The organism is Cytobacillus solani, from assembly GCF_006704205.1.
GTDB classification, from domain to species: Bacteria; Bacillota; Bacilli; order Bacillales; family Cytobacillaceae; genus Cytobacillus; species Cytobacillus solani.
Genome location: NZ_CP041305.1, coordinates 4,642,795 through 4,667,738 on the forward strand (window position 1 = coordinate 4,642,795; position 24,944 = coordinate 4,667,738).

At 39.1% G+C, this 24,944-nt stretch carries 22 protein-coding genes and 1 riboswitch; of the genes, 3 read left to right on the plus strand and 19 right to left on the minus strand.

Translation table 11 applies throughout. The annotated features are described in order from the left end of the window. Positions 1-28 precede the first annotated feature (28 nt). Positions 29-1,219, minus strand: coding sequence for a glycine C-acetyltransferase (locus tag FI644_RS23310; protein WP_056684491.1), 1,191 nt, complete (start codon positions 1,217-1,219; stop codon positions 29-31). 294 nt (positions 1,220-1,513) lie between these two features. Beyond that, a riboswitch (SAM riboswitch) is annotated at positions 1,514-1,623 on the minus strand. A 348-nt stretch (positions 1,624-1,971) separates the two neighbouring features. Between FI644_RS23310 and katA the strand changes: the two genes are divergently transcribed. After that, positions 1,972-3,429, plus strand: a complete 1,458-nt coding sequence (gene katA / locus FI644_RS23315; RefSeq protein WP_056684488.1) for a catalase KatA — start codon at positions 1,972-1,974, stop codon at positions 3,427-3,429. A gap of 173 nt (positions 3,430-3,602) precedes the next feature. Here katA and FI644_RS26535 read toward each other — a convergent pair whose 3' ends face one another. Beyond that, entirely contained in the window at positions 3,603-3,743 is a 141-nt protein-coding gene (locus FI644_RS26535; RefSeq protein ID WP_156319111.1) for a hypothetical protein, read from the minus strand. A 99-nt stretch (positions 3,744-3,842) separates the two neighbouring features. Between FI644_RS26535 and FI644_RS23320 the strand changes: the two genes are divergently transcribed. Both FI644_RS23320 and FI644_RS23325 read left to right on the plus strand, forming a co-directional pair. Next, entirely contained in the window at positions 3,843-5,399 is a 1,557-nt protein-coding gene (locus FI644_RS23320) for an ABC-F family ATP-binding cassette domain-containing protein (RefSeq protein ID WP_142108869.1), read from the plus strand. Between the two features lie 226 nt (positions 5,400-5,625). Then, the gene (locus FI644_RS23325; RefSeq protein WP_053475895.1) at positions 5,626-6,477 is read left to right on the plus strand and encodes a DegV family protein; all 852 of its coding nucleotides are present in this window, start codon (positions 5,626-5,628) and stop codon (positions 6,475-6,477) included. Between the two features lie 57 nt (positions 6,478-6,534). Here FI644_RS23325 and FI644_RS23330 read toward each other — a convergent pair whose 3' ends face one another. The 17 genes from FI644_RS23330 to FI644_RS23410 form a co-directional block, all read right to left on the minus strand. Next, positions 6,535-7,686 carry a homogentisate 1,2-dioxygenase gene (locus FI644_RS23330; protein ID WP_053475894.1) on the minus strand — a complete coding sequence of 384 codons (1,152 nt, stop codon included), beginning with the start codon at positions 7,684-7,686 and terminating at the stop codon, positions 6,535-6,537. Between the two features lie 9 nt (positions 7,687-7,695). Continuing rightward, a complete protein-coding gene (locus tag FI644_RS23335) occupies positions 7,696-8,619 on the minus strand; it encodes a fumarylacetoacetate hydrolase family protein (RefSeq protein ID WP_142108870.1) in 924 nt (307 codons plus the stop codon). Positions 8,620-8,623: 4 nt separating this feature from the next. Further along, on the minus strand, positions 8,624-9,244 hold the full coding sequence (locus FI644_RS23340; RefSeq protein ID WP_056684483.1) for a flavin reductase family protein: 621 nt from the start codon (positions 9,242-9,244) through the stop codon (positions 8,624-8,626). A 3-nt stretch (positions 9,245-9,247) separates the two neighbouring features. Continuing rightward, positions 9,248-10,342 (minus strand): histidinol-phosphate transaminase, encoded by a 1,095-nt coding sequence (gene hisC, locus FI644_RS23345; protein ID WP_056684480.1) that lies wholly within the window; start codon positions 10,340-10,342, stop codon positions 9,248-9,250. Positions 10,343-10,580: 238 nt separating this feature from the next. Then, positions 10,581-11,696: a 4-hydroxyphenylpyruvate dioxygenase gene (gene hppD, locus FI644_RS23350; protein WP_053475890.1), complete on the minus strand. Its 1,116-nt coding sequence runs from the start codon at positions 11,694-11,696 to the stop codon at positions 10,581-10,583. Between the two features lie 132 nt (positions 11,697-11,828). Continuing rightward, the gene (gene lpdA, locus FI644_RS23355) at positions 11,829-13,250 is read right to left on the minus strand and encodes a dihydrolipoyl dehydrogenase (RefSeq protein WP_053475889.1); all 1,422 of its coding nucleotides are present in this window, start codon (positions 13,248-13,250) and stop codon (positions 11,829-11,831) included. Next, complete coding sequence (locus FI644_RS23360; protein ID WP_053475888.1) at positions 13,251-14,465, minus strand: dihydrolipoamide acetyltransferase family protein; 1,215 nt, start codon at positions 14,463-14,465, stop codon at positions 13,251-13,253. 12 nt (positions 14,466-14,477) lie between these two features. After that, positions 14,478-15,473, minus strand: a complete 996-nt coding sequence (locus FI644_RS23365) for an alpha-ketoacid dehydrogenase subunit beta (RefSeq protein WP_053475887.1) — start codon at positions 15,471-15,473, stop codon at positions 14,478-14,480. After that, positions 15,470-16,540 (minus strand): pyruvate dehydrogenase (acetyl-transferring) E1 component subunit alpha, encoded by a 1,071-nt coding sequence (gene pdhA / locus FI644_RS23370; RefSeq protein ID WP_053475886.1) that lies wholly within the window; start codon positions 16,538-16,540, stop codon positions 15,470-15,472. The genes FI644_RS23365 and pdhA overlap by 4 nt, the downstream gene beginning before the upstream one ends. A gap of 75 nt (positions 16,541-16,615) precedes the next feature. Continuing rightward, positions 16,616-17,722, minus strand: a complete 1,107-nt coding sequence (locus tag FI644_RS23375) for a Leu/Phe/Val dehydrogenase (protein ID WP_142108871.1) — start codon at positions 17,720-17,722, stop codon at positions 16,616-16,618. Between the two features lie 69 nt (positions 17,723-17,791). After that, positions 17,792-18,190, minus strand: coding sequence for a thioesterase family protein (locus FI644_RS23380; RefSeq protein ID WP_053475884.1), 399 nt, complete (start codon positions 18,188-18,190; stop codon positions 17,792-17,794). Between the two features lie 219 nt (positions 18,191-18,409). After that, a complete protein-coding gene (locus tag FI644_RS23385) occupies positions 18,410-19,204 on the minus strand; it encodes an ABC transporter ATP-binding protein (protein ID WP_053475883.1) in 795 nt (264 codons plus the stop codon). Then, entirely contained in the window at positions 19,179-20,210 is a 1,032-nt protein-coding gene (locus FI644_RS23390) for an ABC transporter permease (protein WP_053475882.1), read from the minus strand. The genes FI644_RS23385 and FI644_RS23390 overlap by 26 nt, the downstream gene beginning before the upstream one ends. 18 nt (positions 20,211-20,228) lie before the next feature. Next, positions 20,229-21,254, minus strand: a complete 1,026-nt coding sequence (locus tag FI644_RS23395; protein ID WP_053475881.1) for an ABC transporter substrate-binding protein — start codon at positions 21,252-21,254, stop codon at positions 20,229-20,231. Between the two features lie 279 nt (positions 21,255-21,533). Beyond that, positions 21,534-22,484, minus strand: a complete 951-nt coding sequence (locus FI644_RS23400; protein ID WP_142108872.1) for an NAD(P)H-dependent flavin oxidoreductase — start codon at positions 22,482-22,484, stop codon at positions 21,534-21,536. A gap of 79 nt (positions 22,485-22,563) precedes the next feature. Next, complete coding sequence (paaX, locus tag FI644_RS23405) at positions 22,564-23,439, minus strand: phenylacetic acid degradation operon negative regulatory protein PaaX (protein WP_142108873.1); 876 nt, start codon at positions 23,437-23,439, stop codon at positions 22,564-22,566. Positions 23,440-23,739: 300 nt separating this feature from the next. Beyond that, positions 23,740-24,942 carry an acetyl-CoA C-acyltransferase gene (locus FI644_RS23410; protein ID WP_142108874.1) on the minus strand — a complete coding sequence of 401 codons (1,203 nt, stop codon included), beginning with the start codon at positions 24,940-24,942 and terminating at the stop codon, positions 23,740-23,742. Positions 24,943-24,944: the final 2 nt, after the last annotated feature.

Below are 24,944 nucleotides of genomic sequence, written 5' to 3' on the forward strand. Positions count from 1 at the left end.
TGTTCTCTATCTAAGAAATGTTCATCTTTTAGATAATGCCCATTTCCTTTCCAACCTTTTCATAAATCGCAATTGCTTGATCAAGCATTTCCTTTGTATGTGCAGCAGAAGGCATATTTCTTACTCTGCCTGTTCCTCTTGGTACGGTTGGGAACACGATTGACTTCGCATAAACGCCTTCTTCATTCAGCTTTTTACTGAACTCCTGTGTTTTTACTTCATCACCGATAATACATGGTGTAATTGGTGTTTCACTATTCCCGATATCAAACCCTAATTTCTTTAATCCTGCTTTTAAATAGTTTGCGTTATCCCATAGCTTCTCATTTAATTCAGTGCTTTCCATTAATATTTCGATCGCCTTCGTGCTCGCAACAACATCAGCAGGTGTTAATGAAGTAGAGAAAAGGAAAGGTCTGCTGCGAACTTTTAGCCAATCAATAAGTTCGCGCTTCCCAGCCACATAACCGCCCACAACGCCAATTGCTTTAGAAAGTGTTCCGATTTGAAAATCAATTTTATCGGATAATCCGAAATGCTTAACTGTTCCTGCTCCATCACCTAGAACACCTGATCCGTGTGCATCATCTACGTACGTTATTAGATCAAATTCCTCAGCAATTTCAACAATTTCAGGAAGTTTTGCGATATCCCCGTCCATTGAGAAAACCCCATCCGTGATAACCATGATTTTATTATAAAGACCTGATTCTTTCGCTTCCTTCGCTTTCGCTCTTAAATCTTCCATGTCAGAATGGTTAACCCGAATAATTTTTGCTTTTGATAAACGGCAGCCATCAATAATTGAAGCATGATTTAATTCGTCTGAAAGGATCGCATCATTTTTATCCATTACAGCTGAAATCGCTGCCATATTACAATTGAACCCTGATTGATACGCAATTGCAGCCTCTGTATGTTTAAACTCAGCTAATTTTTCTTCAAGTTTAAGATGAATATCCAATGTTCCATTAATTGTCCGGACAGCTCCAGCACCAACCCCATATTTGTTAAGTGCATCAGTCGCTGCTTTTTTCAATCGTTCATCTGTTGCCAGACCTAAATAGTTATTGGAAGAAAGGTTAATTAATTCTTTTCCATTTATTTTAATGACTGGTCCATTCGGGCTTTCAAGAGGGTCGATCACATTGTATAACCCTTTGCCTCTTAAATCTTCTAGATTCTCATTTAAAAATGCATCTAATGTTTTACTTGTCATTATTAAATCCCCCAGTTAGATATTTTCACACTAATTGTCACCTTACAGTATACAGTTGTTTTTCTAGAAAGGACATCTGCAACCTTGTTATGTAAAGGATTCTTAGATTATACTTTAACATAATTTTTAACTTTGTACATACCTCATGGACAGAATAGACGGTAAAATTTTTTAGCTGCATTTCCTAGTTTGCTCTATTTTTTTAAAAGTAATGAGTAGGTATTTAAACGAAAAAAACCTCCTTTTTCTCATCCAAAAGAAAAAAAGAAGGCTCGTACTTACGAAACCATCTCATTCTCATCTTCCAGACACGTAATGCATCTGCAGGAATTGGCACAGTGTTCATTTAAGAACCTGCTGCCGAGACTTCTTAGGGCCTGTCCCTCAGTCTCTCTGGATAAGAAAGTGATGTGTTGCTATTCATTTTTTGCTATTCCAACTTCTATTTTATTTAAATAATCCTAAAAGTCAAGCAATTCAATAAGTTTCGTGATTAAAATCTTCTCACTTGTTCTTATTTCCAAACTTCTTCATATAATTATACTGTTGTTGCAAATAGGACATCCCCATCCATACAATACATATTTTTAGAAAACATCATTGTCCTATGTCAAAGCATTTCATTCTATCTATTATTTTATTATATTTATTTTTTATTTGTATTAATTATAAATAAATATTGATTTTTTGTTGAGAAGTGTTATCATTGCATGCAAGAGGTAATTAACTAATTTATATGAGGTGAATATGAAATGACTAATAACAACAATCTAACTACAAGCTGGGGTGCACCCGTTGGTGATAACCAAAACTCAATGACTGCTGGTTCTCGAGGCCCTACATTAATTCAAGATGTACATTTACTTGAGAAATTAGCTCACTTCAACCGTGAACGTGTACCTGAGCGTGTTGTTCACGCAAAAGGCGCAGGTGCACACGGATATTTTGAAGTAACAAACGATCTAACGAAATATACAAAGGCTGACTTTTTATCAGAGGTGGGCAAACGCACACCAATGTTTATCCGTTTCTCTACTGTTGCTGGTGAACTTGGCTCAGCGGATACTGTACGTGATCCACGTGGATTTGCTGTAAAGTTTTATACGGAAGAAGGAAATTATGACTTAGTTGGAAACAATACACCGATTTTCTTCATTCGCGATGCGATTAAATTCCCTGATTTCATTCATACACAGAAGAGAGATCCAAAGACTCATTTGAAAAATCCTACTGCTGTTTGGGACTTCTGGTCATTATCACCTGAATCCCTTCATCAAGTAACATACTTAATGGGAGACCGTGGAATCCCAGCAACATTACGACATATGAATGGATATGGAAGCCATACATTTAAATGGACAAACAAAGACGGTGATGGCGTATGGGTGAAATATCACTTTATTGCTGATCAAGGTGTGAAGAACATGGATGTAAACCTAGCAGCAAAACTTGCGGGTGAAAATCCTGATTACCATACAGAGGATTTATTTAACGCAATTGAAAATGGTGATTATCCATCTTGGACTTTGAAAGTTCAAATCATGCCGCTAGAAGATGCAAATACTTACCGCTTTGATCCATTTGATGTAACAAAGATTTGGTCACATAAAGATTATCCATTAATTGAAGTAGGAAAAATGGTTTTAGATAAAAATCCAGAAAACTACTTTGCAGAAGTGGAACAAGCAACATTCTCACCTGGCACTCTAGTTCCTGGAATCGATGTTTCACCAGATAAAATGCTGCAAGGCCGCCTATTTGCTTACCATGATGCTCATCGCTACCGTGTTGGTGCAAACCATCAAGCATTGCCAATTAACCGTCCGAGAAATGAAGTGAAGAATTATCAGCGTGATGGACAAATGCGGTTCGATAACAATGGTGGCGGTTCTGTCTACTATGAACCAAACAGCTTTAGCGGACCTACAGAAGTAACAGAACATAAGCAAGCAGCATTCCCTATCACCGGAATTGCTGAAAGTGTCGCCTATGATCACAACGATCATTATACTCAACCAGGAGACCTTTACCGCTTAATGTCTGAAGAAGAACGTACTCGCTTAGTTGCAAATATAGTTTCAGCAATGAAGCCTGTTGAATTGGAGAAAATTAAGCTTCGTCAAATCCAGCACTTCTACAAGGCTGATCCTGAATACGGTACTCGTATTGCAGAAGGACTTGGCTTGAAAGTTCCGCAAGAAGTAAAATAATAGACTCATAGAACAAGGCATCCGTCTTATATGATGGATGCCCTATTTGCATATTTTAAAATTTACTTACCCCATTTTGGTTATTACTGGAAATAATAGGTTCATAACTTCTTTTTAAAGCTCAATATTGCAATATTTTGGAATAATTAGGTTCATAAAATCTTATTAAGACTCTATTTTTCATTTTTTTGGAAAATGTGGGCACTTAATTTCTTTATTGCAACTATATCTTTTTGATTTTGGTATTTAAGTTCACCAAAATCACTAGTGGCACCCAAGCTGCCTCCTATTTCATCTTCTGCCTCTTTTTCCATTACTTTTTCCTCTTCCCTCCCGCTGAAAGTCTAGTCGAATGAATAAAAATCTTGTAGAATGTAAAAATGGATTACTTTTGAAAGTTGAGGATATAAAAAATGAGCTTATTAAACGTTGAAATTTTGAGCCATACTTTTGGCGATCGGACATTGTTTAAAGATGTTTCCTTCCGTCTTTTAGCTGAAGATCATGTAGGGCTTGTTGGAGCAAATGGGGTTGGAAAATCAACTTTGATGAATATTATTACAGGCCAGCTGATACATGATTCCGGACGTGTCGAATGGACACCAAGTGTTCATTATGGCTACCTAGATCAGCATACTGTTCTCACTCCAGGAAAAACCATGCGAGATGTGCTTAAAGATGCCTTTCTTCCGCTTTTTGAACAAGAAAAAGCACTTAATGAGGTCACATCAAAGATGGCGGATGCTACTCCTGAAGAACTTGAAGAATTGCTGGATGAAATGGGGAAAATTCAGGATCGCTTGGATGCAGGCGGTTTTTATTCTCTTGATATAAAGATTGAGGAAGCTGCACGCGGACTTGGTTTGGATGCAATCGGACTGGACCGTGACGTTTCCGCATTAAGTGGTGGACAGCGAACAAAAGTATTACTTGCAAAGCTGCTCCTTGAACAGCCACAAGTTCTATTGCTTGATGAACCAACAAACTATTTAGATGTCGAGCATATTCGCTGGCTTTCAAACTACTTAAAAGAATATCCATATGCATTTATGCTTATTTCTCATGATACAGAATTCATGAATCAGGTTTCTAACACAATCTTTCATTTAGAATTTTCGAAGCTGACACGTTACACAGCAAGCTATGATAAGTTCCTCGAATTAGCAGAGATTAATAAAAATCAGCACCTCAATGCATATGAAAAACAGCAGGATTTCATTAAAAAACAAGAAGATTTTATCGCAAAAAATAAAGCGCGCTACTCAACGACTGGCCGGGCAAAAAGCCGTCAAAAGCAGCTTGATCGCATGGAAAGAATCGACCGTCCTGAAACGGCCATGAAGCCAACCTTTGAATTTAAGGAATCACGCGGCAGCAGCCGTTATGTGTTCGAAGGACAGGATTTTGAAATTGGGTATACACATGCGCTACTACCTAAAATGTCGATAACAATTGAGCGTGGAGAAAAAATTGCTATTGTTGGCTGCAACGGGGTCGGAAAATCGACTCTACTCAAAACAATGCTCGGAAAAATCAATCCGATTAGCGGAAAAGTTGAACGTGGTGACTTCCTTTTCCCTTCTTATTTTGAACAAGAAGTAAAAGCAGAAAATATCACTCCAATTGATGATGTCTGGAATGAGTTCCCATCAATGGATCAGCATCAAGTACGTGCGGCTCTGGCAAAATGCGGTCTAAAAAATGAACATATCTCTCGCCCATTAAACCAATTAAGTGGTGGAGAACAAGCGAAGGTTAGACTATGTAAGCTCCTTATGAACGAGAGCAACTGGCTCTTATTTGATGAGCCAACCAACCACCTTGATGTCGTCGCAAAGGAAGAATTAAAGCGTGCCTTAAAAGCGTATAAAGGAACTGTTGTATTAGTTTGTCACGAACCTGACTTTTATGAAGACTGGGTAACAAAGGTTTGGGATGTCGAAGAATGGTCCCAGCAGCTATCTAAATAATCAAGTATAGAAGCCTTCTGCAAAGCAGGGGCTTTTATTTTTATGTAGGCATTTGTGACCAATCTTTGAACATTTAATAAAACTCGTGCAACCGATTACAATAGTGTATAATAAAAAAAGCCCGTAAATTAATAATATTTTTAATTATAACTATGAGAAAATAGTAATATTTCTTTTCTTGGCTAACCTTTAAGCGGGTAAATATTTATAAAGGACTAACTAATTTATGACTGTAAAAAAGATTGCCTGGATTACTGACAGTACTGCCTATATTACAGATGATTTGAAAAAACACCCTGATGTGTATGTTATTCCATTATCCATAACATTCGGAGACGAAACCTTTGAAGATGGAATCGATTTAAGTACAGATCAATTATATAAAAGAATTGTTTCAGCAAAAGAAATCCCGAAGACTTCTCAGCCGTCTGCAGGACGATTTGCTGAGCTGTTTGAACGATTAAAGGAAAACTATGATTCTGCTGTTGCCGTTCATATTTCTAGTAAATTAAGTGGAACTATTAATAGCTGTCTTTCTGGAGCTGCACTCGCAGATTTCCCAGTAGAAGCAGTCGATTCTAAGTCAATGTCTTATGCGATAACGACCTTAATAAATAAAGGGATGGATCTTGCTGAAAAGGGTATGTCTAGTAAAGAAATCGCTAATTTTTTGCAAAAGGATGCTACAAAATCAGAGAACTATTTTTTACTAGGAAGCCTTGATCAATTTTACAAAGGCGGAAGAATGTCAGGAACCGCCTATTTATTAGGTAGCCTTTTAAATATAAAGCCAATTATCAGAATTAACAATCATGGTGAATTTGAACTTTTCGAAAAGGTTCGATCAGAGAAGAAAGCAGTTAAACGTATGCTGGAATTGCTTGGTGATTCATATAAAAAACACTCAATTTCCCAAGTGCAGATATTACACGGAAATGTCCATGAAAAAGCGAAAGAGCTTGGAAATGAAATAAAAGCTCTTTTCCCTAAACTTGATATTTTCATCGGTGAAATAAGCTCCACCATTGCCTCTCATTCCGGTGAAGGCACGCTTGCTACATTGTGGCACAACGAATAAAAAGAGAATGCCTGGGGATACACGTTCTAAACGCTATCTCACAGGCATTTTTGTTAATTAAACCCATGTAAACATATACTTTTCATCCTCAATTGCTTTAGCCTGATTGACGACCTTCAAAGGTCTGAACGTATCAATCATAACCGCAAGCTCTAGCGTTTCCTTCTTCCCGATGCTTGCTTCCGTCGTCCCAGGATGCGGACCATGAGGGATTCCACTTGGATGCAACGTGATGGATTCAATATTTACCCCTTTCCTGCTCATAAAGTTCCCTTCAACATAGTAAAGGAGTTCATCACTATTCACATTACTATGTGTATATGGTGCAGGTATCGCCTCTGGATGGTAATCAAACAATCTTGGCACAAAGGAACAAACAACAAAATTATGCCCTTCAAATGTTTGATGAACCGGCGGCGGCTGGTGGACCCTTCCAGTAATTGGTTCAAAATCTTCAATATTAAATACCCATGGATATAAATACCCGTCCCACCCTACCACATCGAGAGGATGATGGTTTAATATATGGGAATGAAGATATCCTCTTGTTTTTGTAATGACTTCAAACTCACCTTTTTCATCAAATGTTTCCAATTTTTCCGGACCGCGAATATCTCTTTCACAGAATGGGCTATGCTCAAGCAATTGACCATACTCATTCCGATACCTTCTCGGTGTCGTTATTTGACTAAATGATTCAATAAATAAAGCTTTTGTCTTTTCGCTATTATCTGGAATAAAACGATAAATCGTTCCAATCGGGATTATTACATAATCCCCCGGACGATACGTGATTGTTCCAAACATCGTTTCTATTTTGCCGTTTCCATAATGAATATAGATCATTTCATCGCCGTCACCATTTCGATAGTAGTTATTCATTGGTCCTGTTATATTTCCTGTCCCTATCAGTAAATCCTCATTGCCCAATAGATACTGTCTGGCTTTAAGCGCATCGCCATTTTTCTCAATATTATTCGTCATCAAATGTCTGTGCTTTAGTGGGCATTGCTCCTCATATTCCGGTAAATACTTTCCAATTAATGTTGTTTTTACTACCTCAGTTGGCATATGGTGATGGTAAAGAATGGATTGTGTTCCCGAGAAGCCTTTTGTTCCCATCACCTGTTCTCTGAATAGACTGCCATCATCTTTTCTAAACGCCGTATGACGTTTATGCGGAATTCTCCCCATTTGTCGATAAAACATCTCCCCACCTCACTCACTAATGATTGTATTAATCAATTTTCCTAGAGCAGTAATTTCTAATTCAACTTCATCACCCGGCACTAACCAGCGATGAACATCTGTTCCAAGCTCCAAAATACAGCCGCTCCCTACGGTCCCGGAACCAATCATTTCTCCTGGATACAAAGTAACCCCTTTTGAAGCCTGCTCGATCATTTCCCCAAACGAATAGTAAATTTCTTTCAAATTCCCTTCTGATAATAAGACACCATTTACTTTCGCCCTCATGTTTAACTCATAGCCATTTTCGACCCGATATTCTTCCATTTCATCCTTCGTTACTATAAATGGACCAATCGAGGTTGCAAAATCCTTGCCCTTTGCTGGTCCAAGCCCAACCTTCATTTCCTTCCTTTGTAAATCTCTCGCACTCCAATCATTTAGGATACAATACCCAAAAATATGTTGATCCGCATGTTCAGCTTTAATATCCTTGCCTTCTTTTCCGATTACACATGCAATTTCTAATTCATAATCAAGCCATTCACAATTTTTCGGCCGAGTGATACTTTCGTTAGGTCCTTTAAACGCTAAATGATTAGAAAAATAAAACACAGGAATTTCATACCATTCAGGGATCATATCAAGTCCACGGTTTTCTCTTGCTGTTTTCACGTGTTCTTCAAAAGCATAAAAGTCCCTAAAACTTTTCGGATTTGGCAGCGGTGCTTTTAATTCAACCTCTTTTAATAAATAAACTCCTTTATTTGCAGACAGAGTCTTCTGTTCACCAGAGAGATACTTCATGAAAAAAGAATGGTTTTCAAGAAATGAAAGCATGTCTTTCGGTAATACACCGTTTGAAGCTTCATGCATATCAACTACAAAGTGATCATTTTCGATCCATCCAGCTCGTAACGCCCCATCCTTCTTTTGAAAGGTTACAAATTTCATCGTCTCACCTCAGGTTTGTTTTTCGGACTAATTCAAAAACATCACCCAATGGCTTTGTATACATTTGTCCAGCCATACGTCCGACAGGCTTTAGTTTATCAGTATTAATTCTGCCCTTTTCATAAAGCTCTTCTGCAACATGGACATGCTCTACCTTTCCTATGACTAGACTCCCTGCACCTGGATGCTCACCAAAATGAAGCACTTGATAAAGAGAACATTCCAGATGAATTTTTGATTCTTTTACCCTAGGCGGTTTTACCATCTGACTGCTTTCCTTCCACAAACCAGAAATATCTAGTTCATCCATTTCAGCAGGAAACTCAGTCGCACAAATATTCATCTTTTCTGTCCAATCTTCGCTGACAATGTTTATTACGAATTCCCTTGTTTCCTCAATATTGGCAAGTGTATCCTTTTTCTTTCCGTCCGTTCCCCTTCTCATTGGCGAAAAACAAATGAGCATCGGATCTGCACAAATAGCGGTAAAAAAACTAAATGGTGCTGCATTCACGATCCCCATCTCATTAATTGTCGTCACAAATGCAATCGGCCGGGGTAAAATGGACCCCACCAGTAATTTATAGGCATCTTTCCATTCCAGATTACCCGGAGTGATTTCCAATGTTTACACCGCCTTCTCTCTAACTATTTCATTAAGTGTTGTTAGGAAAAATTCATTATCTTCACGTGTACCGAGTGTAATCCGAAAGGCATCAGCATATCCTGATAGCATTATTTGCCGGACAATGATACCGTTAGTTATTAGCTTGGCGGCAACAGGCTGATGTGCGTACACATAAACAAAATTCGTTTCAGATGGAAAATAACCAAACCCCATCTCATCCAATTGTTCACAAACAAACGCTCTCTCCAATGCATTTTTCACCGCACAGCCTTTGATGAATTCCTGATCATCAAGAGCGGTTTCAGCAGCCACTTGAGCCAGCTGATTTACATTAAAAACCTCCTTCACCTTGTGCAGCTCCTTCACTATTGCCGGATCCATGATCCCGTAGCCGATACGAAGACTGGCTAACCCATAAACTTTTGAGAAAGTTCGCAGGATAACTAGGTTTGGGTGATTATACAGTAGTGGAACAGATTCAAGGTAATTATTTGAGCATACATATTCATAGTAAGCTTCATCCAATATAATCAGAATATGCTGCGGAATATTTTTAATTAATTGTAAAAGTTCCTCTTTCCCAACAATTGTCCCTGTTGGATTATTTGGGTTACAAACAAAGATCATCTTTGTTTTCTCTGTAATTTCTTCGTACATATTGGATAAATCATGCGCACCATTTAACATTGTGACAGTGATAGCTACCCCACCTTCAATAACAACATTCGTCTCATAACGAGGAAATGTCATCGAAGCCATGATCGCTTCATCACCGGGATTTATATATGCCCGTGTTAGCAGGCGAATTATCTCTTCTGAACCATTTCCAATCAGAAATCGTTCTTTTCCTAACTGGTAAAATGCCGACAATTTTGCAATAAGCCTTGACGTAGTTCCATCAGGATAGAGAGATAGCTGGTTCAAGTTTTGAGAGATAACTTCCTTTACACGATTTGAGCAGCCATACACGTTTTCATTGTCAGACATTTTTCTCACTGTTCGAAGCTGATATTTTTGTTTTATTTCTTCAGCCGAATCTCCTAGAGGATAGGAGACAATTCCTTCTACTGCACGTCTCGTTTGAATGTTTGACATGTAAAACACCTCAATTTATTTAGACAAAATCCATTTTATTTGAAAAACTTCGTTATTTTTTGCAAGTTTTTTAGTTTATTTGCAATTACGCCTTTATTTTTGCAAAACCTCCATTTTATTTGCAAGAAACGCTTTATTTTTGCGAAACTCCCATTTTATTTGGAAAGCACGCTTTATTTTTGCGAAACTCTCATTTTATTTGCAAAACTCCCTTTTTAATAAAGGGAGTCTACTATATTTATAAATTTCCTCTTCTTTCTTGTTCCCGCTCGATAGACTCAAACAACGCTTTGAAATTCCCTTCGCCAAAGCCTCTTGCTCCTTTACGCTGAATGATTTCAATAAATAATGTTGGGCGGTCAACGATTGGCTTCGTGAAGATTTGCAGCAAATAGCCTTCATCATCCCGGTCTACTAAAATGCTTAACTCTTTAATTTTGTCTATTTCCTCATCTATTTTTCCTACACGCTCTGCTAAAGCATCATAATACGTAGATGGAGTGCTTAAAAATTCAACGCCATTTTTTCGAAGGATACTAACTGTTTTTACAATATCTTCAGTAAGAATCGCTAGATGCTGAACTCCAGGGCCATTATAATATTCTAAGTATTCCTCGATTTGAGATTTCCGCTTCCCTTCGGCTGGTTCATTAATCGGGAACTTTATTCTGCCGCCATTATGCATAACCTTTGACATAAGTGCAGAATATTCAGTGGTAATATCTTTGTCTGTGAAGTGTTTCATTTCTTTAAAGCCCATTACATTCGCATAATAATTGACCCATTCTTCCATTCTTTCCACATTGCCAACAACATGGTCAATGCCGATAAAACCTGCATCTTCGAATGGAACATTCATTTCTAGTGGTTCATAGCCAGGCATAAAAACACCTTGATAGTCATTTCTCTCAACTAATGTATGAATCGTGTCACCATATGTACCGATGACTGCCTTCTTAATTGTTCCATTCTCATCTTTTAATTCAAATGGCGGCAAGATTTCAATGGCCCCTCTTGAAACCGCTTCTTGATAAGCTTTTTCTACATTATCAACTGTTAGCGCAATATCCTTTACCCCATCACCATGCTTCTTCACAAACGAAGCTATTCTACTGCTTTCATTTAACGAACCCGTAATTACTAAACGTATTTTCCTTTGTTGAAGGACATATGAGACTGTCTCTCTATTCCCTGTTTCAAGACCTGAGTAAGCGACAGGCTTAAATCCAAAAGCTGAGCAATAAAAATGACAAGACTGTCTAGCATTCCCAGAGTATATTTCTAAATAATCCACCTCTTTTACAGGAAAGAATTCCTCTACCTTTTGTTGTTTAGCCACTGTTTTTTCTTGCATTTCCATTCCTCCTATTTTTAAAATTAATAATATTCTGAACTAAATTAATAATATATGAAGTGTGTAAACGTTCTCAAGAGTTTAAGTTAAAGCTATGATGCTTATCTGTGTTAAAGTGAAATTTTCGTTATATTAAACTTTATATATTTCATTTCTTATTGCAGGTGGAATATGAATAGCCTGTTTTTTTATCGATTCAACTGCTTCTAGCATCCCCTCATTTATACTTGGATGCGGATATGTTGGAAACAGCCAGTCTTCATCACGAGCTGCCATTTCCAAGGAAAAAACTCCGCTTGTAATCAGCTCTACAGCTCCATATCCCATCATATGCATACCAAGAAAAAGCTGACTCTCTTTGTCTATTATTACTTTAATGAATCCATCTCTTTCTCCACTAATTGCAGCAATCCCGCTCGATGATAGTGGAAATTGACCAACATTGACCTGATATCCTTGCTCGCACGCCTCCTGTTCCGTTAGTCCCACACTCGCAATCGGGGGCAAAGTATGAGCGACTGTTGGCAAGAAGCTAAAATCTACCTCAGAGGAGATACCTGCTATGGCTTCTGCAGCTGCTTTTCCTTGCCGAATAGCTCTAACAGCTAATGCAGGACCCTCTGTCACATCTCCAATCGCAAATATAGATGGGATTGAAGTGAGACATTGTTTATTTACTTGAATAAACCCGCTTGCTGTCATTTCAATGCCAATCCGGTTAATCCCTAAGTTATCGATGTTTGGTTTTTGTCCTGTGGAAACAAATAGATGAGTGCAAGTGTGTATTTCTTTTTCTAGATTGATAGATACACTACTCTCGTTAGCAACCGCTGAAGAAATCGCAGCATTTCTGATTATTTTAATCCCGTTCTTCTTGAACACTCGCTTTATCTCTCGATTGATTGCTTGGTCAAAGGGAAAGTCATTCTTCTCAATTATCAGGGTAACATGAGAGCCAAAAATGCTAAAAGCCATTGCCATCTCTAATGCAATATAATCATGTCCATACACGAAAAGTGTTTCTGGAATCGTTTCAATCTTTGTCATTGACCATGAATCTACAATCCGTTTATGATCAATTTCTATTCCTGCAGGTATAAAGGGAGAACTGCCTGTTGCAATAATTGCGTGTTTAAATCGATACACTGCATATTGATCGCCATTCTCTACTCCAATCCGGTCTTCTGCAAGAAAGAAAGCAGATCCGCTTAGAAGTTCCACTTTATTCGCTTTACATAAAGCTGCAATGCCTTTACGCAGCTGGTGAATGGTTTTTTCTTTATGTGTTTGAAGTGTATGAAGATTAAAGTGGATTGAATCACTTTCTATTCCAAATTGGCCAGCTTTTCTAATAGATGCTAACTTATTAGCTCCCTTTGTAAAAACCTTAGTAGGAATACAGCCTTTATTCAAACATACACCGCCGAATTCTTCTCTTTCAATAAGTGTTACAGATTGGCCAAGCTGGGCCGCCCGAATGGCCGCATGATAGCCGCCTGGCCCCCCTCCGATTATGATAAGATCTCGTTCATGAGCAAGTTCGCCGACAACCATTTACACCATCTCCAGCAAAAGCATTTTTGGCTCTTGAATTAGTGCGGCAAAACGGTTTGTGAATCGAACTGCAGTTGCCCCGTCTGCCACTCTATGATCAAAAGACATCGACAGATTCATGATAGAGCGGATGACAATTTGATCCTCATCTGTAACAACTGGCATTTTTTTTGTTTTATGAAAGGAAACTAATGCAACCTCTGGATGCTGTATTATCGGTGTAGCGCCAAAGCTTCCTCCTAGTGGACCGACATTGCTAATTGTAAAAGTCCCGCCTGAAATATCCTTTATTGCTAATTTATTTTCCAAAGCCTTTTCTTTGAGCTGTTTCATTTCTAATTGAATGGCACGGATTGATTTCTTTTCCACATTTTGTATTACAGGAACCATTAATCCTTCTTCCATATCAACCGCTACGCCAATATGATGCTCATGCAGAAGCTGGATCACTTCATTTTCTTCATCTAGTACGGCATTAAATATTGGGTACTCCTTTAAGCAAATGGATAGTGCTTTTAAGAAAAAAGCAGTGATTGATATATTTTGGCTACTTTTCTTAAGCTCACTGCAAAATTGAAGAAGGCTGGTCACATCTACCTCTTCAAAATGGGTACAATGTGGGATCGTGTACATGGACTGGACCATATTTTTGGCGATTTGCTTTCGTCTGCCCCTAAATGGGATCGTGTTTTTCTCATAGGAGGTTTTAGTTGGGGCCACAGTTGGATTTATTTCGGGAGCAATTGCTGTTTCCTGAAGAGCAGTAATAAAATGATAAATATCTTCATCGGTAATTCGTCCACTAGGACCTGATCCTTCCACCTTTTCAATATTGATGCCATTTTCACGTGCAATTTTTCTTGTATAAGGGGAAGCTAAAATTCGTTTAGATGAAACCTTTTTACCAGTAAATGCAAACGGAACTTTTTCCTCAAGGGTAGATTGACTGGGTTTCTTTTGATTATCTTTGTTTACTTCTCCATCAATATCATTCATTAGTAGTAGTGTCGTTCCAACAGGCACCGTTTGTCCTGGTTCCACTTTAAATTCTCGTATAATCCCCGCTCTTGGGGAAGGGATTTCAGCAGTCATTTTATCTGTTTGCACTTCAAGAAGCGGATCATCTGCTTGAACGATATCTCCAGGCTTCACTAGAAAACAATTAATCTCCGCCTCCGTCATCCCTTCACCAATGTCATGAAGTTTTACTTCCATTCCTTCCCTCCTCTAAAACATCATCACTTTTCTAATGGCATGCTTAATTCTCGTTTCATTCGGCAAATAATGATCCTCAAAGCCAAAATAAGGAACTGGGGCATCAAAACCTGTCACCCGCTCGGCCGGTGCTTTCTGGTATAAAAATGATGTATCATTTATGATGGCTAACACATCATTTCCAATTCCACCGGTCGCGTGGGCCTCATGAACAATTACGGTCCTGCCCGTTTTTTGGACGGATTCGGCAATGATATCCTTATCTATTGGGAAGAGTGTCCGCAAATCAATGACCTCACATTGGATTCCCTCTATCTTCATCTCTTCAGCTGCCTTTAATGCGATTGGCATCATGGCTCCCCATGATATAACCGTGACGTCATCACCTTCAATCATTTTTTTCCCTTTGCCAATTTCAATCATATATTTTCCTTCTGGCACTTCCTCTCTAGTTGATCGATAAGAGCGCATGGGCTCTAAATATAAAATTGGATCAGGGTCTTCTATCGCCGCAATGAGCAATCCCTTTGCATCGTAAGGGTTTGAGGGGCAAACCACTTTTATGCCTGGCATATGCGTGAAAATAGCTTCGGTGCTGTCACAATGAATCTCCGGTGCTCTCACCCCTGCTCCGTATGGGGCACGAATCACCATCGGAACAGTGTAATGCCCCATCGTGCGCATTCTTAATCTTGTGGCATGTGTCATGATTTGTTCATAAGCAGGATAAATAAAACCTAAAAATTGTATTTCAATTACTGGCAGGAAACCATTAACTGCCATGCCAATACCTGCTCCGACAAAGCCTGCCTCACTTAATGGCGTATCCATTACCCGATTTTCTCCATATTTTCCCTGCAGCCCATCTGTTGCTCGAAAAACGCCGCCATTTTTTCCGATGTCCTCCCCCATCAATACCACTTCTTTCCGATCGGCAAGCATTGTATCGAGTCCATCGTTAATAGCTTGAATCAGCGTCATCGTCTTCGTTCTAACTGCTGTACTCAAGTACTGACACCCCCAACCAATCTGAGATACTCCTCTTTTTGCTCACGTATCTGCCAAGTCGGCTCAGCAAAAACATGATTAAATATATCTGCTGGATCAGCAGGAGGAAACGCTTCCATTTCAGTAATTGCTTCTTCTATTTCCTCTGCTGCATCTGCTTCGATATCACGTACCCAAGCCTCATCATAAAGCCCTTCATTTTTCAGCCATCTTTCCAGGCGCAAGATCGGATCTGTTTCCATTCTGCGGCTCTTGCTTGCTGCTTGGTCCCGATATTTGGCTGGATCATCAGCTGTCGTATGGGCACCATACCGCCATGTAACTGCTTCAATCAATGTAGGTCCCTTGCCGCATCTTGCACGTTCCAAAGCTTTTAATGTTTCAAAATAAACAGTAAAAACATCATTTCCATCGATTCTAATTCCAGGAATATCATAGGCTATTGCTTTTTGAGCAATCGTCTTTGAGTTCATCTGCTTTTCAATCGGAACTGAGATAGCATATTGATTATTTTGATTGAAAAAGACAACAGGTGCTTTACATACACTGGCAAAATTGATTCCCTCATGAAAATCTCCCTCAGATGTTGCCCCATCTCCAAAGTAAGCAATTGCGGCATTTTTTGTACCTTTCATCTTTTCCGCTAAAGCAGCCCCAGCCGCATGAGGAATTTGTGTCGCAATTGGAATGCCTGGCGGAAATATCTTTTTTCCAGCTGGTGGGATGCAGCCCTCGTTTCTGCCGTTCCAAAAAAGAAGAATATTTCGCAGCGAATGGCCGAATACAAAAGCAGCTCCATGTTCCCGATAAGTTGGAAACATCCAATCGGATGATTGCAATGCAAGGGCACTCCCTACTTGAGAAGCCTCCTGGCCTTCAAAAGGTGCGTATGTGCCAATTCTCCCTTGTCGCTGTAAACTAATTGCCTTTCGGTCAAACATCCGGATTCTAACGAGTTGCCTGTAGAAGCTTTTAGCGAGATCTGCAGTGATTTTTTCTTTATATTCAGGTGAAACAATTATTCCGTTTGGATCCATGATTTGCTGGATCGGAAACTGATTATCCATTTTCTCACCCTTCTCTTTTTCATTTTAGAGATTAACAGTTTACTATTGTTGTAATATTGTTTTTATTAGAAAAAATTACGTTCTTACTGCCCATTTCGGTCGCTTCATATGAGAAAAGAAGCTATTTCTGCGTGATCGGGCCTCTATTCGATTTTCACAAAATTGATTGGCTGCTTCGATTGTTGTTATTCCCTTGCTTTCCGCGTATTCATAAATATTAAGGAGTGAATTATAAATGGCTTTTGTTTTTTGAAGAACCCTTTCCTTGTTTGGAGTATAAAGCTCATCAGCTACTTGAATAAGACCTCCTGCGTTTACAATATAATCAGGTGCGTATAAAATCCCCTTTTCTTTCAAGGATTGCCCATGGTGAAGCTCCAAAAGCTGATTGTTTGCTGAGCCAACTACCGCCTTCACCCTTAATTGTTCAATCGTTTCACTATTAATAATTCCGCCCATTGCACATGGAATAAATATTTCTGCATTCGACTGATATATTTCTTCTTTATTTACTACTTTTACACCAGCTCCTAATGTTTTCGCTTTTGATAGCAGCTTATCAATTGCCTGCTGGTTTATATCTGTCACATAAAGGTCTGCTCCTTCTTCCAGCAGCCTCTCTGCTACTTTAAATCCAACCTTGCCGAGCCCTTGAATAGAATAGCTTTTCCCAGCTAAATCATCTGAACCAGTCAACGCTTTTGACGTTGCCTGCAGTCCATAAATAACACCTTGAGCAGTCGGAATCGATGAATCCCCGCTTCCCCCATACACTTCGTCAACACCGACTATACAGTTTGTTTCCCTTAATGCATGCACAAAATCTTCTGGGGAAGTACCCATATCTGTACCTGTGTAAAACCGTCCATTCAATGATTCCACAAATTGCCCAAAGGCTCGGAATAGTTCAGGTGTTTTATCCTTCCTTGGATCTCCAATGATAACAGCCTTCCCACCGCCGAAATCAACATCTGCCGCCGCACATTTATAGGTCATTCCTTTTGACAGGCGAAGAACATCCTCTATTGCTTCATCTTCGCTTGCATAAGGAAGCATTCTGCATCCTCCAAGTGCTGGACCGAGTCTTGTACTATGAATCGCTATAATTGCTTTTAAACCAGTTGATTCATCATTACAAAAAACAACTTGTTCATGACCTTTTATTTTCGAAAACATATTCATTTCATTTGCTCCTCCCAAATTTTTGATAACGCTTACACATTTAAAAATGATAAAGTCGTTGCCAAATAATCAGCTTCCGTCTACTTTAGCAAGTAAACTGTCAATCTTCCCTTTTGGAAGAATAACTTGCTTCACTTCTCCCGTCCCAACAAGTCTTTCTCCTTGTTTAACAGAAACCTTTGTCATTACGGTATTCTCTTCTAAAGCAGAAACAGTGGCAGTAATGATTAATTGTGATCCTTCAGTCGATGGAGCAAGATGCTTCACAGTTACAGCTCCGCCCATTCCTTCCTCATGTTCCTCTAAAAATGGGAGAATGATTTTTCTTGATGCCCACTCCATATGATAGACCATTGAAACAGTTGAAAAGACACGATGAACAATTTTCCCTTCAAACTGTGCAAACATATCTGGCGTAACAATTACCTTCACAGTTGCAGTATCTCCAATCTTCAATCGTTGTTTCACATTCATTCCCCCTAGCCAAAATCAACCTGCATTATTTTTATAGCCATTAAAGGAGTATCACTATATATGTATGACGTATTATTAACGATATAATATCATTTCGTATAATAAATAGTCAATAAATTGTAAAAAGTTTAAAAATTCTTTCTTTTTTGATATGTAAAGTCCATAATAAAAAGGATTAACTAGCTAAAAGTGCCTAATTAATCCCTTTGAATTTTAAGATAAGAGCGCGCGATCATTTGCCATTTTTGCGCCTCTAATTCTCTGAAACTCGTATAATAGCTGTTCGATCGTCAAATTACCTTTTTGACCTTCATCCACTTCAAGGATGATTTGTCCATTATCCATCATAATTAATCGATTGCCAAGATCCAAAGCCTGCTGCATATTATGCGTAACCATCAAAGTTGTTAAATTGAATTTTTCAACTATTTCCTTCGTTAAATTTGTGATTAGCTCTGCACGAGACGGATCAAGGGCAGCTGTATGCTCATCCAATAAGAGAATGGAGGGCTCAGTAAAAGTTGCCATAAGCAATGAAAGTGCCTGTCTCTCTCCCCCTGATAATAAACCAACCTTTGCAGTCAATCGATTTTCTAAACCTAGATGAAGGGTTGAAAGTACCTCTTGAAAATACTCCTTCCGCTTCTTCGTTACTCCTTTTCTTAAACTGCGCGACTTATTTCTTGAATAAGCCATCGCTAGATTCTCTTCAATTGTCATACTAGGAGCTGTGCCTGCCATCGGGTCTTGAAACACACGGCCAATGAGTTTAGCTCGTTTATATTCAGATATAGAGGTTACGTTCTGACCATCAATCGAAACGGTTCCAACATCAGGAGTCATTACGCCAGAAATCATATTCATTAATGTCGATTTTCCAGCACCATTACTGCCAATGACTGTAACAAAATCACCTGCATTCAGCGTTAAATTGATCCGGTCCAAGGCAATTTTCTCATCTGGTGTCCCCTCATTAAACACTTTATGAATCTGTTTTAATTCCAGCATCAGCATCCCCCTTTCTATCTGTAGGGATTTGGCTTACTATCATATGTTCTGCTTTTCTTCTCGCTTTTCGTTTTTTCTCCTTTGAGGCATCTATGAATTTTGGCATAATAAGCGCCAAAATAACTATCATAGCCGTGATGAGTTTCATATCTCCAGGCTCAAGAAAGTCCACTCTTAGAGCTAATGTGACAACAATCCGGTAAATGATTGCCCCTCCGATTACTGCTAACGTCGTCCTTGCAATCGTTTTTGTACCGAAAAGCGCTTCCCCAATAATGACTGAAGCCAGACCAATGATGATCATCCCTATTCCCATTCCGACATCGGCAAATCCTCCCTGCTGAGCAATAAGGGAGCCGGAAAAGGCAACCATTGCATTAGAAAGGCCAAGACCAAGAATAACCGTTACATTCGTATTGGCCGAAAAGCTTCGAATCATTCTTTTATTGTCCCCTGTTGCCCTGATTGCGAGCCCAATCTCTGTTTGTAAAAACTTATCTGTCAGAAACTTAATGGCAAAAGTGACTACAATCATAAAAATTAATATTCCCCATGTCCTCGGCAAACTCTCACCAAGGCCAATAGCAGAAAATATGCCATTAAAGAAAGAATCCATTCCGATTTTATTAGAAACATCACTCATGCTCGTTATTGCCGTGTCAGTATTCAATAAGGGAACATTTGATTTCCCCATTATCCTTAGATTAATTGAATACAAGGCAATCATCATTAAAATCCCTGAAAGAAGCGCATTTATTTTGCCAAACGTATGAAGAACTCCCGTAATACAGCCAGCAATGAAGCCAGCAACTAATGCGACTAATGTTGCAATAAATGGATTCACACCGCTGACAATCATTGTCGCAGAAACAGCAGCTCCAGTAACAAAACTGCCGTCGACCGTTAAATCGGGAAAATCAAGCACACGAAATGATAAATACACACCTAGTGCCATGATGGCATAGATAATACCAGATTCAAATGCACCAAAGACCGCAGTAGGCATTAAGAATCACACCCTTTATTATTCGCCTTCATAAAATTCAGCAATTTTTTCCCACTCCTGTTTCACTTCTAGCCCCTGTGCTTCAGCAGCTTTTTTATTTATCATTAATGTTAGACTGCTCGGCAGCTCAACAGGAATTTCTGATGGCTTTTTATTTCCTTTTAAAATATCAGCTGCCATTTTCCCCGTTTGATAACCAAGATCAAAGTAGTCAAATCCGCTCGCTGCAATGGCTCCACGTGCCATAGAATCAAGTTCGCCAACAAACAGCGGGATTTTCTCATTATTTGCTACGGCAATAACTGACTCTAAAGCAGAAACTACTGTGTTGTCTGTCGGAACATAAATGGCATCTACACGGCCAACTAGTGACTCCGCCCCTTGTTTTACCTCTGCTGACGTTGAGATCGATGCTTCTTCAACTGTAGCACCGAATTTAGCTGCAAGTTCCTTTACTTGAGCTACTTGTACTTCGGAGTTTTGCTCACCAGCATTATAAATAATGCCAATTGTCTTTGCTCCTGCTTCCTCAACAATAAAATTAATCGTTTTCTCAGTTCCATCTGGATGGTTATCTGTTGTCCCAGTGATATTATCCCCAGGCTTATCAAGTGCCTCCACAAGCCCTGCCCCAATTGGATCGGTAACGGACGTAAATACAATCGGAATATTCTTTGTTGCATTTAAAGCACTGACCGCACTAGGAGTTGCATTTGCAAAAATAAGGTCTACCTTGTCTCCAGCAAAGTTATTTGCAATCGTTTGAGTGTTATTCATATCTGCTTGAGCATTTTGGAAGTCATACTCAACATTGTCTCCTTCTTTAAATCCGGATTCTTCCATTGCTTTTTTAAATCCTTCTGTTGCTGCATCTAAAGAAGGATGCTCAACAAATTGAGTAATTCCTACTTTATATGTTTTGTTTTCTTCTTGTTTTGCTGCCGGTTCTTTCGCCGCCTCGTTTGCAGCCTCTTTCCCACAGCCGCTTAATACGAGCAATCCTGCTGCCAATACTAAAGAAAATGCCTTTAAAGACTTTTTCACTCTAGTAACCCCCCTAATATTATTTAAAATAGAACACTACCAAATGATGATAGTGTGAACTCCTTATGTAGGTGTATTCTTGTTGAATGAGGTATGTTGCTTTGAAATTTATATGATAAATACTATGAATAACGTATTTATAACGTTATATTAACACCTTCAAGAAGGAAAGGTCAATAATATTCTAAAAATTTTATATTTTTAGATTAATACAATTTATTATATGATAGCAAGAAGAAAAGCATACAGAAAAGTAATCTGTATGCTTTCAATCGATGCCTATTTAAATAGTAGAAATGCTTGTTCAAGCTGCTTCTTAGCATCATTGATTATTGTTCCCATCAGTTCTTGGACAGAAGGAATATCTGTGATTAATCCGGCAACTTGCCCTCCGTTCATAAAACCTTCTTCTTCCTTTCCTTCAAGTGCACCCGTTCGGTGGAATTCTTCGGAGGTTAGTCTATTAAAATCATCTAAAGAAATTCCGTTTTCTTCAAACTTTAATAGTTTCCAGGCATAATCCGTCGCTAAAACTCGCCGGATTCTTCCGACAGATCGCCCTACTATTAACGTACTATGATCAGAAGCATCGATTATCTTTTGTTTATACTTATGATGAAAGGGGGCTTCCTTCGTAGCTATGAATCTCGTCCCCATCTGAACTCCACTTGCACCTAGAGCAAGCATAGAGGCAACGCCTTTCCCATCTCCTATTCCGCCTGCTGCAGCCACAGGAATAGTAACCGCTTCAACGATCTGTGGGATTAATACAAGTGTCGTCGTTTCAAGTGCTGAATTAATTCCCGCTGCCTCATATCCTTCAGCAACAATTACATCCGTTCCAGCAGCTTCAGCTTTTTTCGCTTGCCTAACAGAAGCACAGACAGTTATTACCTTTGCTCCGTGTTCATGCAATTTTGGAATAAATGGGGCGGGATTTCCAGCAGAAAGAGATACAACGGGAATATTATATTTTTTTACGAGGGAAAGAATTTCACGAACATATGGAGAAACTGTAAGAGCTACATTGAGAGCAAATGGCTTATCTGTTCTTCTCATTGTTTCATTTATGATTTCTTCCACTTCAGCTGGTGTCATCGTTCCTGCACCAATTGTACCTAGTCCACCAGCTTCTGACACAGCTGAAGTTAAAATTGCGTTGCTAATATTCCCCATTCCCCCTTGAATGATGGGATACTTGATTTTTAATAGGTTTGTTAAAGAATTCATCTCAATGCCCCCTTAAAATTGATCCACCTCGTCATACTCTCTTAGTCATTTTTTTAACAAGCGATGCCTGGCAACTGTTTTATTCAACAATGTAGGGGTGGGTTAGGACATTATACTCCTGATCTTTATTCTTCAGTTCATTTCCTTCTTGAAAAACACTTTCGAAAAAGCGAGAGGCTGGTTCTGCCAATTCTTTGTAATAATCGCTAAATAAAGATGCAGCATGGTTGCCTAGCCATTTCTCCGGAAGCAGTTCTTCTGGAAGACCCGGATCAACAAAAAGGAATTTACGGTATTCGTGTACAAGCTTTGTTCGTTCAACAAAGCATTCCGCATCCGTTTTATTGCCTTTTTGAATTTTATTTTTATCGATAATGTATTTTTGGCTATATTCAGAAATGAAGTCCTGATATTTCGCATTGATTTCTTCTAAATTCCAGCTTTTTTCGACTAAGCGGATGTTTTCATGCGGGCCGGTATATTGTGAAATAAAAAAGTCGACATAGTCACCAATTTCATATTTTTCGATTAGATCAAACACTTGTTTTTCTAAGTCATTTGCGGAAATCCAGCAGCTGTTGGAAAGTGTGCCGAACCCGCTCCAAACAAGCTCTTTTCTCAGCTCATCTCTTACATTCCTGATTTCTTCTGGAATGTTGTACATGAATATTCTCCAAAAGCCATCCCATTTTTCAGGCATTAATTTAAATATCCGTTTTCCTGCCTCATCGATTCTTCTTTGTCCACGATCTGTCAATGAATAATAGCTTTTATTGCCAATCTTCTCAGACTGGACCCACCCCTGCTTATTCATTCTTGAAATAGCTGCTCTGACAGACTGATCATTATGACCAAATTCACTTAACAGTCTGATTAAGCTTCCTACCCAGATTTTGCTTCCATAATGGGAAATATAATCTCCATATAAAGTAAAAATCATTGATCTTGTATTCAACCTGCATTCATCCTCATTTCATTTCAAACTTGTTCGGAAAAAATACGTTATACCCCTATTCTACTAAATGATTTCTTTATTTTCCAAAAATATTTTTCCGAAATAACGATATATAAAGTGAAAGTACCATCAGTAGGGGTTTTCTTTCTTCCCCCACTGTTGGTTAGTTGAACCAATCGGGCATTTACGGGCAGTTAATCCCCACTTCCGCTTCTTCGTTTCCTCGACTGCCTTTTCGTAAAGGGTCATACTGCCCGTTAATCTGCGATAAAGAAATATATCCCCATACAAGTAAGCATGCTATACACTTTCTACAATTGTCGATATTCCTTGTCCTACACCTACACACATCGTGGCAAGTCCATATCTCGCATTTCTTCTTTTCATTTCAAATAATAAGGTTGTCAAAATTCTCGATCCACTTGCTCCTAACGGATGCCCAAATGCAATGGCCCCGCCATTGACATTTACTTTATCGGGATTTAATTGAAGTAGCTTCATACACGCGATTGATTGTGCGGCAAATGCTTCATTTAGTTCAATTAAATCGATATCATTTATGCTGAGCCCGGCACGTTTTAATGCCTTTCTAGTTGAATCAACAGGGCCTATTCCCATGACAGACGGATGAACACCAGCTGCTGCAGAAACAATATATTTTGCTAATGGCTTTAAACCAAGATGATCAGCCTTTTTGGAAGACATCAATAATAAAGCGGATGCCCCATCATTCACACCAGAGGAATTCCCTGCTGTAATCGTCCCATTCGGAAAAATTGGCTTAAGCTGTGACAGTTTTTCTAATGTAGTTTCTGGACGAGGATGTTCATCCTTATCGATTAAGCATTCATTCCCCTTTCGATCTGTATATATTACGCGAACCATTTCCTCTATTATAGCTCCATTTTCCATAGCCGCTTTTGCACGTCGCTGGCTCTCTACAGCAAACAGATCCTGTTCCTCACGCGAAATTCCATATTCTTTTGCCACATTTTCAGCTGTTTCCGGCATGCTCTCTGCCCCATACATCGCACGCAAGCTTTCATTTGTAAAACGCCAGCCAATCGTCGTGTCATATAACTCCATGTTTCCTCTTGGATACCCCATTTGAGGTTTTCCCATCACAAACGGAGCACGAGTCATGCTCTCGGTACCTCCTGCAATAAATACGTCCCCTTCTCCAGCTAGAATGGCCCTTGCGGCGTAATTAACCGCATCTAAGCCTGAACCGCAAAGCCGATTCACAGTCGAACCACCTACTTCTACTGGAAGTCCAGCCAGGAGAGCCGACATGCGAGCAACATTGCGGTTATCCTCACCTGCTTGATTGGCATTTCCAAAAATCACTTCTTCAATTTCAAGTGGATTGATTTCTGGGTTCCTTTCAAGTAAGGCTTTAATAACAATAGCACCTAAGTCATCAGGACGAATACTTTTTAAAGCACCATTATATCGTCCAATAGGTGTCCTCACTGCATCAACAAAGACAACCTCTTCTGCCATCT

Excerpts from the sequence above, each read along its gene's own strand:
- FI644_RS23310 (WP_056684491.1), bottom strand. The coding sequence starts at position 1,219 with ATGACAAGTAAAACATTAGATGCATTTTTAAATGAGAATCTAGAAGAT.
- katA (WP_056684488.1), top strand. The coding sequence starts at position 1,972 with ATGACTAATAACAACAATCTAACTACAAGCTGGGGTGCACCCGTTGGT.
- FI644_RS26535 (WP_156319111.1), bottom strand. The coding sequence starts at position 3,743 with ATGGAAAAAGAGGCAGAAGATGAAATAGGAGGCAGCTTGGGTGCCACT.
- FI644_RS23320 (WP_142108869.1), top strand. The coding sequence starts at position 3,843 with ATGAGCTTATTAAACGTTGAAATTTTGAGCCATACTTTTGGCGATCGG.
- FI644_RS23325 (WP_053475895.1), top strand. The coding sequence starts at position 5,626 with ATGACTGTAAAAAAGATTGCCTGGATTACTGACAGTACTGCCTATATT.
- FI644_RS23330 (WP_053475894.1), bottom strand. The coding sequence starts at position 7,686 with ATGTTTTATCGACAAATGGGGAGAATTCCGCATAAACGTCATACGGCG.
- FI644_RS23335 (WP_142108870.1), bottom strand. The coding sequence starts at position 8,619 with ATGAAATTTGTAACCTTTCAAAAGAAGGATGGGGCGTTACGAGCTGGA.
- hisC (WP_056684480.1), bottom strand. The coding sequence starts at position 10,342 with ATGTCAAACATTCAAACGAGACGTGCAGTAGAAGGAATTGTCTCCTAT.
- hppD (WP_053475890.1), bottom strand. The coding sequence starts at position 11,696 with ATGCAAGAAAAAACAGTGGCTAAACAACAAAAGGTAGAGGAATTCTTT.
- lpdA (WP_053475889.1), bottom strand. The coding sequence starts at position 13,250 with ATGGTTGTCGGCGAACTTGCTCATGAACGAGATCTTATCATAATCGGA.
- FI644_RS23360 (WP_053475888.1), bottom strand. The coding sequence starts at position 14,465 with ATGGAAGTAAAACTTCATGACATTGGTGAAGGGATGACGGAGGCGGAG.
- pdhA (WP_053475886.1), bottom strand. The coding sequence starts at position 16,540 with ATGGATAATCAGTTTCCGATCCAGCAAATCATGGATCCAAACGGAATA.
- FI644_RS23375 (WP_142108871.1), bottom strand. The coding sequence starts at position 17,722 with ATGAATATGTTTTCGAAAATAAAAGGTCATGAACAAGTTGTTTTTTGT.
- FI644_RS23385 (WP_053475883.1), bottom strand. The coding sequence starts at position 19,204 with ATGCTGGAATTAAAACAGATTCATAAAGTGTTTAATGAGGGGACACCA.
- FI644_RS23390 (WP_053475882.1), bottom strand. The coding sequence starts at position 20,210 with ATGCCTACTGCGGTCTTTGGTGCATTTGAATCTGGTATTATCTATGCC.
- FI644_RS23400 (WP_142108872.1), bottom strand. The coding sequence starts at position 22,484 with ATGAATTCTTTAACAAACCTATTAAAAATCAAGTATCCCATCATTCAA.
- FI644_RS23410 (WP_142108874.1), bottom strand. The coding sequence starts at position 24,942 with ATGGCAGAAGAGGTTGTCTTTGTTGATGCAGTGAGGACACCTATTGGA.